Annotated in this window: 13 protein-coding genes and 1 tRNA gene; 11 read left to right on the top strand and 3 right to left on the bottom strand. The window is 46.6% G+C overall.

The genetic code is table 11. The annotated features are described in order from the left end of the window. Positions 1-4: 4 nt before the first annotated feature. A complete protein-coding gene (locus ACHZCY_RS10595; RefSeq protein WP_319548877.1) occupies positions 5-1,657 on the bottom strand; it encodes an alpha-keto acid decarboxylase family protein in 1,653 nt (550 codons plus the stop codon). A gap of 264 nt (positions 1,658-1,921) precedes the next feature. Between ACHZCY_RS10595 and ACHZCY_RS10590 the strand changes: the two genes are divergently transcribed. The 8 genes from ACHZCY_RS10590 (at position 1,922) to ACHZCY_RS10555 (ending at position 9,370) form a co-directional block, all read left to right on the top strand. After that, entirely contained in the window at positions 1,922-2,206 is a 285-nt protein-coding gene (locus ACHZCY_RS10590; RefSeq protein WP_205223034.1) for an ArsR/SmtB family transcription factor, read from the top strand. A 174-nt stretch (positions 2,207-2,380) separates the two neighbouring features. After that, on the top strand, positions 2,381-3,550 hold the full coding sequence (hgcA, locus tag ACHZCY_RS10585; protein ID WP_319548876.1) for a mercury methylation corrinoid protein HgcA: 1,170 nt from the start codon (positions 2,381-2,383) through the stop codon (positions 3,548-3,550). A gap of 18 nt (positions 3,551-3,568) precedes the next feature. Further along, positions 3,569-3,856 carry a mercury methylation ferredoxin HgcB gene (hgcB, locus tag ACHZCY_RS10580; protein ID WP_319548875.1) on the top strand — a complete coding sequence of 96 codons (288 nt, stop codon included), beginning with the start codon at positions 3,569-3,571 and terminating at the stop codon, positions 3,854-3,856. Between the two features lie 106 nt (positions 3,857-3,962). Beyond that, positions 3,963-5,393, top strand: a complete 1,431-nt coding sequence (leuC, locus tag ACHZCY_RS10575) for a 3-isopropylmalate dehydratase large subunit (RefSeq protein WP_319548874.1) — start codon at positions 3,963-3,965, stop codon at positions 5,391-5,393. Then, positions 5,393-6,031 (top strand): 3-isopropylmalate dehydratase small subunit, encoded by a 639-nt coding sequence (leuD, locus tag ACHZCY_RS10570; protein WP_319548873.1) that lies wholly within the window; start codon positions 5,393-5,395, stop codon positions 6,029-6,031. Before leuC ends, leuD begins: the two co-directional genes overlap by 1 nt. Positions 6,032-6,378: 347 nt before the next feature. Continuing rightward, the gene (locus ACHZCY_RS10565; RefSeq protein WP_319548872.1) at positions 6,379-7,323 is read left to right on the top strand and encodes an HlyD family secretion protein; all 945 of its coding nucleotides are present in this window, start codon (positions 6,379-6,381) and stop codon (positions 7,321-7,323) included. Positions 7,324-7,337: 14 nt separating this feature from the next. Then, complete coding sequence (locus tag ACHZCY_RS10560; RefSeq protein WP_394713432.1) at positions 7,338-8,252, top strand: ABC transporter ATP-binding protein; 915 nt, start codon at positions 7,338-7,340, stop codon at positions 8,250-8,252. An 11-nt stretch (positions 8,253-8,263) separates the two neighbouring features. Beyond that, complete coding sequence (locus ACHZCY_RS10555; protein WP_394713431.1) at positions 8,264-9,370, top strand: ABC transporter permease; 1,107 nt, start codon at positions 8,264-8,266, stop codon at positions 9,368-9,370. Between the two features lie 329 nt (positions 9,371-9,699). On the opposite strand, the gene ACHZCY_RS10550 is transcribed toward ACHZCY_RS10555, so the two are convergent. Then, positions 9,700-10,044 (bottom strand): hypothetical protein, encoded by a 345-nt coding sequence (locus ACHZCY_RS10550; protein WP_205223027.1) that lies wholly within the window; start codon positions 10,042-10,044, stop codon positions 9,700-9,702. Between the two features lie 128 nt (positions 10,045-10,172). Between ACHZCY_RS10550 and ACHZCY_RS10545 the strand changes: the two genes are divergently transcribed. Both ACHZCY_RS10545 and ACHZCY_RS10540 read left to right on the top strand, forming a co-directional pair. Then, positions 10,173-10,270, top strand: a tRNA-Sec gene (locus tag ACHZCY_RS10545). Between the two features lie 291 nt (positions 10,271-10,561). Then, positions 10,562-10,777 carry a type II toxin-antitoxin system RelE/ParE family toxin gene (locus tag ACHZCY_RS10540; protein ID WP_394713430.1) on the top strand — a complete coding sequence of 72 codons (216 nt, stop codon included), beginning with the start codon at positions 10,562-10,564 and terminating at the stop codon, positions 10,775-10,777. Between the two features lie 369 nt (positions 10,778-11,146). Here the strand turns inward: ACHZCY_RS10540 and ACHZCY_RS10535 are convergent, their stop codons facing one another. Continuing rightward, positions 11,147-12,346 (bottom strand): amidohydrolase family protein, encoded by a 1,200-nt coding sequence (locus ACHZCY_RS10535; protein ID WP_319548869.1) that lies wholly within the window; start codon positions 12,344-12,346, stop codon positions 11,147-11,149. Positions 12,347-13,038: 692 nt separating this feature from the next. Here ACHZCY_RS10535 and ACHZCY_RS10530 point away from each other — a divergent pair. Next, positions 13,039-13,737, top strand: a complete 699-nt coding sequence (locus ACHZCY_RS10530) for a hypothetical protein (protein ID WP_319548868.1) — start codon at positions 13,039-13,041, stop codon at positions 13,735-13,737. The last annotated feature ends 15 nt before the right edge of the window (positions 13,738-13,752 follow it).

The raw sequence follows: 13,752 nt of genomic DNA, 5'->3' as shown, positions 1-13,752 counted from the left end.
CTGATTAGGAGGTAGTTGGAGCCTTTACCCTGGCGGCAAGCTTCCTGGTTAGCCGAACAAGGGCTGGTGAGCGATCATGACGGTCGATTTTTACATCGATGATGGTGAAACCGTCGATATATTCCAGGGCCTTTTTCAATGCCTGTTGCAGATCGTATTCTGTGTGCACTGCAAAACCTTTTCCGCAGCCTAGTATATCCGGTATTTTGCTGAATGCCCATGGATGAACGTCATTAAAAGAACCGTCCAGCATGGGCCGTTCGGTACTGTAGCCGTCGTTGTTGAGGACCACCACAATGGGATTAAGCTTGTAACGGGCGATTGCTGATAATTCCATTCCTGTCATTTGAAAGGCGCCGTCTCCGACCAGTACCAGCGGTCGGGCATACGGGTTGGCCAGTTGTGCGCCCAGTGCTCCCGGAACTGAAAAACCAAGCGAAGCGTAGTAGGCTGGTGAAAGAAAATCGGTGGCGTTGTGGACAAAGAGATCGTTGGCACCAAAAAGGGCGTCACCGACATCGGCGATGACTATGGTATCTTCTTGGATGAAGCCGTTGAGATGCTGAAAAAGGGTGGCCACAGTGATTGGCTTTTTGGGCGCTGGATAGGGGACAGGTTCTGGTGCCGGTGCTTTGGGCAGAGTCTCTATCGTCCTTGGAGTGATTGGTGCCTGGCGCAGTGCAGACAGAAATTCTGTAAAGACGACCTTCTCGTAACGATGGTAGCGGATGGCTATTTTCTCACTGGTGGCGTGAATCGCCTTGTTGGGATCAATGGTGGTGGTGAAAAGGCCCAGGTTGAGGTCGGTAAGAAAAGTACCCAGCATAATCAGACAGTCACTTGATTCAACGTATTGGGTCACTTCCTCTCTGCCGCCTTCAAATACACCGAGGTAATAGTCCTCAGTGTCGGGGACGACCGACTTGGCAAGCATGGTGGCGGCAATGGGGATGCCCTTCTCCCTGGCCAGCCCTGTCACTGTTTCCTGCAGGCCAAATCTATGAATTTCAACACCTGCGAGGATAACCGGTTTTTTTGCCCTGTTAATGAGTGTTGTCGCTTCCTCTATCGACTCTTTCAGAGCGTCCTGGAGACTTGTTTCTTCTGTGATATCTTCTTCCTGGTGCGGAAAAAAAGAAGAAAAAACCATATCCCTGGGCAGTTCGATATATACCGGTCGTTTATACTTTATAGCTGTTTTTATGGCTCTATCGATTTCTCTTTGCGCAGTTTGGGGCGAGGTGATAACTGTTGAGAAGACGGTGAACTGTTCAAATACGCGAATTTGGGCGCTGAAGTCTGTTATCTGGTGGTGCAGAAGGCCTTGGTGGCCTCGTTCCGTTAATCCTGGGCTGCCGCTGATAACAACCACTGGAGATTTTTCAGCATATGCCTGGGCTGTGGTGTTGGCAATCTTGAGCCCTCCTACTCCATAGGTAACACAAACAGCGCCCAGACCACTTATACGGGCATAGGCATCTGCTGCAAACCCTGCACCCTGTTCATCGCAGGTGTTGATTATGTCAATGGCTGGACTTTTTTCAACCATGTCGTAAAAACCCAGCACATAATCGCCTGGAATACCAAACATATGGCGAACTCCAGCCTGATGCAATTTTTCGATAAGGTAATCACCGATAGTTATCTTCTTTGTCATGGTACCTCCTGGAGTGAAAGGTCTTCAGGTCGAAGTAAGATCCTATATATTTCAAAGTATATAACAGGACCGTTCGCTTGTCTATATAGCGGCCTTTTCAGAAAAGGCTGGTATAAACAAGGCTTTTGCAGGCATTTCTGCGAGCTGGAAAAGAAGCTTTTCTTTGTTAGGTTGCAAGAGAAGTTGCCGGATCTTTTCATATCGTTTATCGTCGAATAACGATTTGTTGGTTATGGTATATATTTTAATGAGGGTACATAAGTTGTGGATGGATTAAACGACAGGCAACTTGCGGCTGTCTGTAAAGCCTTGGCACACCCTGCCAGAATAAAGATAATCAAACAGCTACTGCGGGAGAAAGGTTGCGTGTGTGGGAGAATTGTGCAACTACAGCCCCTGGCACAGTCAACGGTAAGTCAGCATCTTAAGATATTAAAGGATGCAGGATTGGTAAAGGGAGAGATTACAGGTAAAATGACCTGTTATTGCGTTAATAAACCTGTTTTGGTACGGGCTATCGACAGTATGTCATCCTTGATGGACTCGTAAAAAGTCCATCACACACTAAAGATGGCTAAGTACAAAAGTTCGATATACAAGGCGCAGTTTTTTGCCCGAGGCTTTGACTATACATATGGTAGTCAGGGCTTCGGGCAAAACTTGCAATACCGTAGATCAGACTTTTTACGACGCCATCATCCTTAACAGGATTGGAAAAACTACATGCATGATGGAAAAATGATAGAATTGCAAAAGTTGCAACCGAAACCGGTAATTCCGATTGCAGCAGAGCGGGAGGCGCCGTGCTGAGGACCTAAACAGGAGCCCCGGGCCGGGGTTGACCAACGAGCAGGTTATTGTATTGAGCCTTTTGTGGAGCAGTTTATGGCAACCTCTATAGGCTCTGTACCGAAGGTCTTCACGATTCCGTCGGTCCGTGATCGATATGAAACAGTGCTGGCAAGGGTGGGAACCATACGCAATACCTATGCGATTGCTCCCGGAATCTACGCTGTAGGATCGCCGACATCCACTTCTCCGGTACTTGTATCTGCAAACTATAAGTTATCATTTGATACCCTTCGTTTTCACTTGGCCGGTTTTTCAGCGTGGATTTTGGTGCTTGATACAAGGGGGATCAATGTATGGTGTGCAGCAGGTAAGCAAACATTTTCCACCCAGGAAATAGTGATGAGCCTTGAGCGCTACCGGGTAGAGCAGCTGGTTGACCATCAACAGATTATCGTTCCCCAGCTGGCAGCCGTTGCGGTCAGTGCTCACGAGGTGAAAAAGCGGAGCGGATTTACAGTAATCTTTGGCCCGGTGCGGGCAAGTGCGCTGCAGGAGTTTGTCGCCAATGGAAACCAGGCTGACGAGGCAATGCGTACGGTGACATTTTCCATGGCAGAAAGAATGGTCCTGGTACCAGTCGAGTTTTATCTGCTGTCCAGACAGCTGCTGGTTATTTTGTTAGTAGGAGTTGCTCTTTCGGGGATAGGACCGGATGCTTTTTCTGCTGCAGCCATGTTTGACCGGGGGGGCATTTTTGTAATAATAACAATAGCTGCAGTGTTTAGTGGTGCCTTGGTGGTGCCTCTTTTTTTGCCATGGCTTCCTGGGCGCCAGTTTTGGATCAAAGGGCTCTTTCCTGGCTTATTGGTCGGATTGTGGTGTCTGTGGGGATGTGATACGGTTCTTAGTGATTTTGAAAAAGCAGCCATGGCCCTATGGTCCGTTGCTATCAGTTCCTACCTGGCAATGAATTTCACCGGGTCTACCCCTTTTACCTCCCCAAGTGGAGTGGAGTACGAAATGAAACGAGGACTTCTTGTTCAGTGCCTATGTGCAGCAGGGGCATTGGTTTTATGGTTATTAAGCCCTTTTGTAATTTAGAGATAAGCAGGAGGACGTGTGGATACTTTCAGATATATAGAAGGCCCAGTGACCCTGCAGTTGGATCAGGAGGCATGTATAGGGTGCGGAAGTTGTGTCGTGGTTTGTCCGCACCGGATTTTGTATCTTGAGCAACGAAAAGCGTATATAACCAACGTTGATCTCTGTATGGAGTGTGGTGCTTGTCAGGCTAATTGTCCAACAGAGGCGATAACCGTGGATCCTGGAGTCGGGTGTGCTGCCTATATTATCGCCAAGTGGGTCAACAGACTGTTAGGGCGGGAGATTGTAAAAGGCTGCTGCTGATTGGGAATCGGAAAAAGGCGAGTACAATCAAGATGAAGGGCGCGCAAGGGCACAACATGAGAAGAAGAGAGAAAAATCACATCATATCCGTGGAGGCATATGCGTAATGGCTGGGAAAACTTTGTATGATAAATTATGGGAGGCGCACCTGGTAGAGGAACGCCCTGACGGTACCTCGCTTATTTATATTGATCGCCATTTGCTCCATGAGGTGACATCACCCCAAGCTTTTGAAGGGCTGAGGCTGCAGGGGAGAAAACCCTGGAAACCGAAGGCCAACCTGGCAACTCCTGATCATAATGTACCTACTTTGTTGGCTGAAAGAAGTTCAGGTTTCGAGGGTATTAAGGACCCCATCTCACGGCTTCAGGTACAGACACTTAACGAGAACTGTCGATTATTTGATATCCGTGAATTTGGTATGGGCGATGAGCGTCAGGGTATTGTTCATGTGATGGGACCGGAACAGGGGGTAACCCTGCCGGGAATGACCATTGTCTGTGGCGATTCGCACACTTCTACCCACGGTGCGCTTGGTGCATTAGCCCAGGGGATTGGGACCTCTGAAGTGGAGCATGTTCTTGCAACCCAGTGTCTTCTTCAGAAAAAAATGAAGAACATGCTGATCAAGGTTGAGGGGGAACTTGGGCCTGGAGTGACCGCCAAAGATCTGATTCTGTACATTATAGGTCAGATAGGTACAGCTGGCGGGACTGGCTATACCATTGAGTTTGGCGGATCAACTATTCGGTCTCTTTCAATGGAGGGGCGGATGACGATCTGTAATATGGCTATTGAGGCTGGGGCAAGAGCCGGTTTGGTAGCAGTTGATGAAAAAACCTTAGCCTATGTGGAAAATAAGCCTTTCGCTCCCAAGGGGGAAATGTGGGAACAGGCCAAGGCGTATTGGCAGCAGTTGGTTTCTGACGACGATGCTGAGTTCGACAAGGTGATCAACATTGATGCAACTGTCATTGAACCGCAGGTGAGTTGGGGAACATCTCCTGAAATGGTGACCGGAGTGACGGGTATTGTCCCTGATCCGGAGAAGGCCAAGACAGAAACCCAGGCTGAAGGCATCACCAGTGCTTTACAATATATGGGATTGAAGGCAGGTGAAAAGATAACCGACATCAAACTGGATCGTGTCTTTATCGGATCTTGTACCAATTCCCGTATTGAAGACCTCCGAGCCGCAGCAGAGGTCGTGAAAGGACACAAGGTTGCAGCAACCATTAAACAGGCCATGGTCGTACCAGGATCCGGTCTGGTAAAAAAACAGGCCGAGCAGGAAGGATTGGATACAGTCTTTAAAGAGGCCGGCTTTGAGTGGCGTGAACCTGGTTGCTCCATGTGCCTTGCCATGAATGATGATAAATTGGGTAAGGGGGAACATTGCGCCTCCACTTCCAATCGTAACTTTGAGGGGCGTCAGGGTTTTGGAGGGCGTACGCATCTTGTCAGCCCATTAATGGCGGCTTGCGCAGCAATTGCAGGACACTTTGTGGATATCAGAACATGGGAGGGGGAAAAGTAATGGAAGCTTTTACCGTGCAAAAAGGGATTGTTGCCCCTATGGACCGGGCGAATGTGGATACGGATCTTATTATCCCTAAACAGTTTTTAAAATCCATTAAAAGGACAGGATTCGGCCCCAACCTGTTTGATACCTTGCGCTATATGGATGAAGGGCAACCTGGAATGGACAACAGCAACCGTCCGCTCAATGCTGATTTTCCCTTAAACCAAAAGCGTTATCAAGGTGCTTCGATTCTGCTTGCCAGGGAAAATTTCGGCTGCGGTTCAAGCAGGGAGCATGCGCCGTGGGCGTTGCTGGATTATGGCATTCGGGTGATCATTGCGCCGAGTTTTGCAGACATATTTTTTAATAACTGTTTTAAAAACGGTATGCTGCCGATTGTGCAACCGGGGGAGGTCGTTGCCGCTCTTTTTGCTGAGATGTATGCAGCTCCCGGCTATACTCTGGAAATTGATCTTGAGAGCGAACAGATAAAAAAACCAAGTGGAGAGATTTTATCTTTTCAAGTAGATCCTTTTCGAAAACATTGTCTTTTAAATGGTCTGGATGATATCGGTCTCACTTTAGAGAAAAAAGATGCTATTTTTGCCTATGAAGCAGAGCGTCGAAAGATAACGCCTTGGTTGTTTTCCTGATTTTTTATTTTTGAGTTATGAGTCTGTTGATTTACTAGGGTTTTCGTTCAAGGTCAAGTAAGCGAAGACTCCGAGGCATGCTTAAAAAATAACCACAGGTATATATTTGATATCGGAGTCTTCGCTTACCTCCGAGGATTATTTTTTCAGCATAACGAGGTAAGCGCTAGACTCCGAGAGATTGGGCGAAAAGACAGTAAATCAACGGGCTCAGTTATGATGGGGTGCAGGTCATACAATCGTTTACCAGCACCCCTTGTTGTCGTCTCTGACCAGGCCTTTACGCAGGGTAGACAAGGCAAGCGCAGCGTATCCACATGGAATTCTTGATCATGATAGTAAGAGGCATGAAATATAGTTTGATACTGTCACTCACCATGCTTTGTCTGCTGGGGTGCCGAAATGAACCTGAGCAGGCTCTAGGGACTCTTGAGTGGGATCGAGTAAACAGCCGCATTCCAGCCAGCGAAGCCATTCTGGAAATTGCAGTTCAGGAGGGGCAGCGAGTGAATGCAGGCACCTTGCTGGTGCAGATAGATGACCGAAAAATTGCAAGTAGTTACAATGATCTTCAGGCGCGACAGGAGCAGGCGATCTGGCAGCTCAAAGAACTTAAGGCCGGGCCACGCGAGGAAATAATAGCTGAAGCCCGAGCCCGGCTGAATGCAGCTTTGGCGACCATGAAAAACAGTGATGAAAGTTATCAGCGGCAGCAGGCTCTTTTTACAACAAACTCGACAAGCAAGCAAAAGCTGGATAATGCCAGGAATACGTATTTGAATGCCGTGGGCGAGGTCAATGTCTTGTCTGCAAGCCTGGATAAACTCCTTGCCGGCTCACGAAAGGAGCAGGTTGAGCAGGCAAAATGCAGAGTAGCTTCTTTGCAGGCTCAGTTGGAACAGATGCAATTGATTCGCGATGAGTATTCAATCAGGGCTACTCGTGACGGCGTGGTTGACAGTTTACCCTTTAAATTAGGCGACAGGCCGCCGCTGAATGCGGTTGTCTGTACCCTTCTGGCCGGTGAGCGCCCTTGGGCAAGGGTCTATATTCCGGAACCCTATCGATCCCAAATGCTGCCTGGATCCACTTTTCGTTTAAAAATTGATGGCCGGCAGCAGGTTTTTTCCACACGTCTTCGTTTTATTTCCTCAGTGGCTTCTTTTACACCTTACTTTGCCTTGTCTGAACGAGATCGTTCCCGGCTGTCTTATATAGCTGAACTGGAGATTATGGATCCGGAAGCCGGCAAACTTACTGCGGGTACTCCCGTACAGCTCTTGCTGGAATAATTGTGAAGAACGCTATTCAGGTGAAAGGGTTAACCAAAAGGTTTGGGCGGTTTACGGCAGTTGACAGGGTTGATATGGTGATTCCACGAGAGAGGGTCTATGGCTTTCTCGGCCCTAACGGAAGTGGAAAAACAACCGCTATACGGATGATGTGCGGCTTGCTTGAACCGTCTGCCGGGGAAATTGAAGTACTGGGAATGAAGATCCCTGAACAGACCAGACAGATCAGAAGAGAAGTCGGCTACATGACACAGAAGTTTTCTCTTTATAGCGATCTGACCATATTACAAAACATGCAGTTTATGGCGCAGATTATGGGGGTTGAAAAGAGTCAAAGAAGCGGACGTGTTCACCAGCTGCTTGATCGGTTTCATCTCAGCAGTTTCAGCAACAGACCTGCAGGTGCCCTTTCCGGAGGCCAGAAGCGAAGGTTGGCACTAGCAGCGGCTGTTATCCACCACCCCAAACTGCTGCTTCTGGATGAACCGACATCAGAAGTGGATCCAAATACGCGTAGAGAATTCTGGGATGAACTTTTTATTATGTGTGAGGGAGGAACAACGGTCCTGGTCACCACCCACCTCATGGACGAGGCAGAGCGGTGCCACCAGCTCGCTATTCTGCATGAGGGGCAAAAGGTAGCTGATGGGACACCGAAAGCCCTGAAACAGAATTTGGGGAGTAGAATATTTCAAATGGACGGACAGGACATCACGTCGGCAAGGCACTTACTCGTAGGGCTGCCGGAGGTGCTGACAACCACTAGAATAGGAGTGTCCTTACGCGTCATGCTCAGGCCTGGACAAAGAGAAGACGAAGCGTGGCTGGCTGAGCAGGTGTCTGGCTGCGATCTCTCTATCAAGACCGTTGAACCTTCGATGGAGGATGTTTTTGTCATGGTTACCCAGGAAACGGACAAAGGAGCTTGACGGTGATGTCCATGCCTGCTGCTTTTGTCAGAATTATAGCAATTTCTCGTAAGGAATTTCTTCATCTTGTCCATGATCGTTTAACGTTTGGCATGGTGGTTATGATCCCACTGTTTCAACTGGTCCTGTTTGGTTATACAATCAATACCGATGTGCGACATATTCCCGCTGCTGTTGCAGATAACTTGAATAGCGGCTTTTCCCGGCAACTGATTCTGGATTTGGAGGCAACCCAGATTTTGGATTTTAACCAAATGGCGACAAGTCCTCAGCAGTTAGAAAGCCTCATTCAAGATGGAGTAGTGAGTGCTGGTTTGTATATTCCTCACGATGGAGAGCAGCGCTATTATGAAGGAGAAGGACGGCCATTGGTGCAATTACTTGTAGATGGGTCTGATACCACCTTGGCTGCGGCTGTTCGTCAGCTGAGTAATTTTTCCTTTCAGCCGGGGAGCACGGTTGCCAATCAATCGCAGTCGCAGCAGATAGCAGTACGCCTGCTCTATAATCCGGAAAGAAGGGCAGCCTTATTTACGGTGCCTGGATTGCTTGGTGTTATTCTTACCATGACCATGGTGATGTTTACCTCAATCGCCATTGTTAGAGAGCGGGAGCGGGGTAATATGGAGTTGCTTATTACCACACCGGTACGAAATCTTGAACTGATGCTGGGGAAAATCATACCCTACATCGGCATTGGGCTTATACAGGTGTCTGTCATTCTGTTCCTTGGCGTTTTGCTGTTCAATATTCCCGTGGCCGGCAAACTGCTTGCTATCTACACTGTCTGCCTAATCTTTATTGTTGCCAACCTTACTTTGGGCTTGACTATCTCGACCCTGGCTCGCAATCAATTGGCTGCAATGCAGATGTTTATCTTTATATTTCTTCCCTCCATGCTGCTTTCAGGGTTTATGTTTCCCTTTGTGGCTATGCCGAAAATTGCTCAGCTGTTGGCAGAAATATTGCCATTAACCCATTTTCTTCGTATTATCAGGGGAATCGTTCTCAGAGGAGAAACGTTAAACGGAGTCGCGATTGATATATTATATCTGATTGGATTCGCAATGTTTTTTCTGTTGGTCAGTGCCGTTCGTTTTTCAAAACGGCTTGATTAAATTTCAGGCAAGAGAAAATTTGATTTCATCGTCTACTGTGCAAAACAGAATGGAATGACAGTTGGCGACCAAAAGGAGATTGCGTGTAATTTAAAAAAGGCAACACAATGGTTATGAAAAATCGTGAATAAGGCATAAGATGAGCGACGAGTCAAGGTTCAGAGAAACGGTATTGAAGGGGAAAGAGGGCGCGTCAAGTGCCTTGGAAAATGAAAAGACGTCGTAAAACAAAGTTATTACGACGTCTTCACAGCATAACTATAAGGGGAAATGAGAGATTGTTTGCAGGCCGGAACAAAAAATAATTTTGCTGAGTAACTAGATCGGTCCTATATTTCCGGTGGAGCCTCTTCGTTCAGGTCTTCACTAATTTCACTTTCATCATCGTCATCATCATCGATGTATTTGTCTTCGACTTCTTCTTCTTCATCCGGCGAAATTTCCGGTGTGGGTTTATCTTCCTGGACACGGATAGCTTTAGGAATTTTTGATTCAGGAAGGACGAATTCCCTGATTTTTTCAATTTCTTCCTGCAGTCCAGCGTCTGCTCGGCAGGTTTCACATTCCTTGATATGTTGATCAACAAACTGCATCATGCGTGCCGGGGCCATGGTTTCTTGCTTGACGCGAAGGTACCAGTCTTTGATCAGGCGAATCAGTCGTTCACATTCCATAAATAGCTCGGGAAAACTCCAACCCAGTGGTATCTAAAATTTAATAGAGAAATTACTTTACGATTGGGCGTGATTATAATAAAAAGTTGTTTTTAAGGTCAATAGATATTACTCTGAAATTTTAAAATGGAAGTGGAAAGGGCACTGGTGGCTCTCCCGGACTTCAAATCCGGTGTAGCGGGTGAACAGCTTGCTAGGTGGGTTCGATTCCCATGCACTTCCGCCATTTATCGTGTTATTTCAACACATTCTCCCTGTAGAACAGTATCCAGCGATTGTCCCGAATTGTCACTGCTATTGCGCCTAATCTGCCTTATTTACAGATGGAACAATAATGCAATGCGGAAAGAAAAAAGAACTTTTTTTTGTGGGAGGACGAAGATTTGAACCTTATGCCTCAGCTGAATGGGTAAAACACACAGGGGAAATCTTCAGGGTGTGATACACATTGGGATTCTGAACGAGGGGGCAAACCCTTAACCTTATCCAATATAAGGGGAGTTGATTCTAGAAAGCTATCTCAAGGCATTCAGCCGAGAGCCGGACGAAAACTCATTATGCCTACTCTTCTTCAAGGCCTGAAACTCTAAAGACACCAGCCAATAGTCACCTGGAACATCCATCAGGCAACTGGGAAGGTTCATATTCAATTAGAATCAATCAACAATGGAGAGTCTGTTTTAGATTCGAAGGTGGCAATGCTTCTGATGTTCAGATCGTGGGCTACCGTTAAGAAGGAGTTCTTTTAACCTTTAGGCTTGAGTATTTAGATGCCGACCACGTGATTTTTAGCGACCCTAATTCTGCCATGACCACTCCTGAAAAGGTTGTAACCGTGATGGGTGAATATACCAATAATTTCGAACAATTCGACGGACAGTGGAAGATTATGCATTCTGCACGGCGGGTTGATTAGACAGCGGGCAACCTGGACCTGTTCGAGCAAGCGCAATATAGGATGCAAATCGCAGCATCTTAGTAGTAAAGTGGGCTCACTTTGACCTTTTCGCTATCCACCAAAAGTTAAAATGAGATCTGACGCTATTCTTTGCTAAATAACGGAAAAAATCCAGTAAGTGTCACTTGGGATCACTCTACTGCGTTATTGTACTGCCTTGACAGGATTTTTTCGGTACGCACTGCTTGGCCTGCCATTAACATAGATGTCCTCCAGGTAACCAAGCTTTCTCGGTAGTTGACCGGCTGTCCCCCTAGTCACGAGAAAGGTAGCTTTCTGGCCAACCGAGATACTTCCCAGCCTTTTCAGGGCAAAAAAAACAGCTCCATTTATAGAACCACACTGGATGCTTTCTTCCAAAGAATATCCTGCCTTGATAAACAGTTTCATTTCTTCCACCACTGATTCACCATGAAGGATACCGATGTTTCCTGCCCCGCTTCCTATAGCTGTTTTCACTCCCAGTTTTTTGGCCAGGCCAAGCAAAAGACTTTGGTCCGCAAAGGTTTTTTTCCAAAATGCTTCTGCACCGGGAATTGCCTTTCCTGGTGCTACATAGCGGGTGGAAAAACGACACCCTATTTCTCCATTGGCTCCGGAACTGTCCAACCCATTTTTCGCCCGCAGGATGCTGGGAATCCACAACACGTTTTTTTCCGCCATCAGCGTGAGGTTGGCTTCCCCCATCCCGTATCCCTGTTCTATGGCCTCACACCCGGCTGCTACTGCTTCTCCTACCTGTTGTTCTCCATTCGCGATTACAACCGCCTTTTTCTCGCCTTTGTGTTGCAGGATTGTATACAGGTCTTCATACTGCATACTCTGGGCCGAAGGATATTGATCTTCAATGTTCTTTGTATACCGAATTTTGAGAAAATCACTCTCATGCCAATTACCGGCTGCATACTCATCCAGACTACCTATGGCCTTGCCCGCTGATTGAACTTCCAATATGTTTTCTGCTGACAATGTGCTTTGATTCAGCTTCACCAGACCTTCTGTATCATCGCAATCTGCCACTCCAAGTACCCCATGGCTGTGGCAGTAGTGAACATGCTGCTCCAGCAAAGCCGCTTTTTTTGCAGTACTCCCTTGCCGGGAAGTTCTTCTGACACTTTGATCGATAGAAGGAGAAAGGCACAGGGAAACGGAACAATCGATCAGCGGTGGGACAACTGTGCAGTGGGTGAGATCGTCTAAGGCAATGATGCCGGAAGGAAGGTTTTCAAGAGAATCAATAGCAGTGATGGTACCGTTTTGTGTCTTTAAGTAAACATTTCTACGGGCAGGCGCACCACTACCATCGATTAAGGTTCCTATGGTTATAAATAGCACATCACTCATCGCAGACAGGCTCCTAAAAAAAAATATATAACGAATAAGTTAACATTACAGCAATTTATGGATTCTATTTTTGGCTATATTGTTTTATTCCATAAGCATAACGCTAAGTTCGCCGGCGGGCGTCCGCAAGTCCAGTGAGCAAAGCGAACGTGGTGAAACATTTCGATGTGAGGCGAGGCCCTTTTCTTCTTAAAGGTCTGGTGCCGCTATTATGTGATATATGTGAACCTTCAAACAAAGAGTATGTTCTGTTCCACAGCACAATAAAAAAGACTGGGGTCAGGTCAGCATGACCGTACTTATTCTTGCTGACCCTCATCTTTTTTCACAGCATAGGTAGATTGCACAAAACCGAAGTCAAATGCACTCAAGGAGAGGGAAAAATATTTGAGGCTCTTGATACCTCTGCATTGGCAATAGTACCGTCTAATATGCCATTATTACATGGTTTATAAAGATAAATGAAAAACATAACGGAAAATCATTATTTTTTCAGTTTTTGTTGCCGATAAGAGAGTACACAATTGTTTCTTATGCAGATTCACGGAGGAATGAGCATGAACAATATGGCAATCCAGTCCCCCCTCGCAGAATTATTTTCCCAGTATAATAACCCTTTGGCTGACTTCCGCTCTTCAACATATGTCAGAGAGCAGTCTTTTCGATCCCGTGAGAGCTTTGCAACAGACTTGGTGCTGCAGACAAAGGAGGGCGATCAGGTCACCTTACGTTCAAACAGCTTCTCGCAGCTGGACGCCTTTACGTATGATAGTAGAGCAATTTTACAGACTGAGTCGGAAATAACTGTTGCTAGCCAATCGCAACGAGAAATTACCTTGGCATCGGGTGAGAGTTTTTCCTTTACCGTAGAAGGTGAGTTGAATGAGGCTGAGCTTGAGGACATCGAAGCGATTGTAAAAGGACTTGATGGCGTCATGTCCGAAATGAGTCAGGGCGATACTGCTGGAGCATTGGATAAGGTAATGGAAATGGAAAGCTTTCGCTCCGTCTCCGCGTTTGCAGCAGATATAACCTACCAAAGATCTTATGAAATAAGAACCGAAGTTGCTAGCACAGTAACTTCAACTGCTCCGGTTCAAGAAGGTGTTCCGGGAAAAAAGAACGGACAGTTTTTCGATTTTAATACGATTTTCAAAAAGCTGGAAAATCAACTGCTAATCCATGGCAATAAATTATTGAGTAATGCTCAAGGGCCCATTAACAAGCTTTTCAAACATCATCTCCATGCGCTTGGCAAGGAAAATGAGGGGAACAATCCAATATACAGTGCTCTTGAATCAGTGATGGAAGATATTACTTCCATGATAGAAGAAATCGCAGGTAATTTTTTTAACGAGCAGCTCTCTGCTGTACAGGATGAAGTGCAGTAGCCCCATCTGTTCGGC

Origin of the sequence: Desulfogranum marinum (assembly GCF_963675105.2) — a bacterium.
GTDB classification, from domain to species: Bacteria; Desulfobacterota; Desulfobulbia; order Desulfobulbales; family Desulfobulbaceae; genus Desulfogranum; species Desulfogranum marinum.
Note: the sequence above shows the minus strand (reverse complement) of the source record. Positions and strands in the feature narration are given on the sequence as shown.

Excerpts from the sequence above, each read along its gene's own strand:
- leuD (WP_319548873.1), top strand. The coding sequence starts at position 5,393 with ATGGAAGCTTTTACCGTGCAAAAAGGGATTGTTGCCCCTATGGACCGG.
- ACHZCY_RS10535 (WP_319548869.1), bottom strand. The coding sequence starts at position 12,346 with ATGAGTGATGTGCTATTTATAACCATAGGAACCTTAATCGATGGTAGT.
- leuC (WP_319548874.1), top strand. The coding sequence starts at position 3,963 with ATGGCTGGGAAAACTTTGTATGATAAATTATGGGAGGCGCACCTGGTA.
- ACHZCY_RS10565 (WP_319548872.1), top strand. The coding sequence starts at position 6,379 with ATGAAATATAGTTTGATACTGTCACTCACCATGCTTTGTCTGCTGGGG.
- ACHZCY_RS10550 (WP_205223027.1), bottom strand. The coding sequence starts at position 10,044 with ATGGAATGTGAACGACTGATTCGCCTGATCAAAGACTGGTACCTTCGC.
- ACHZCY_RS10595 (WP_319548877.1), bottom strand. The coding sequence starts at position 1,657 with ATGACAAAGAAGATAACTATCGGTGATTACCTTATCGAAAAATTGCAT.
- ACHZCY_RS10555 (WP_394713431.1), top strand. The coding sequence starts at position 8,264 with ATGCCTGCTGCTTTTGTCAGAATTATAGCAATTTCTCGTAAGGAATTT.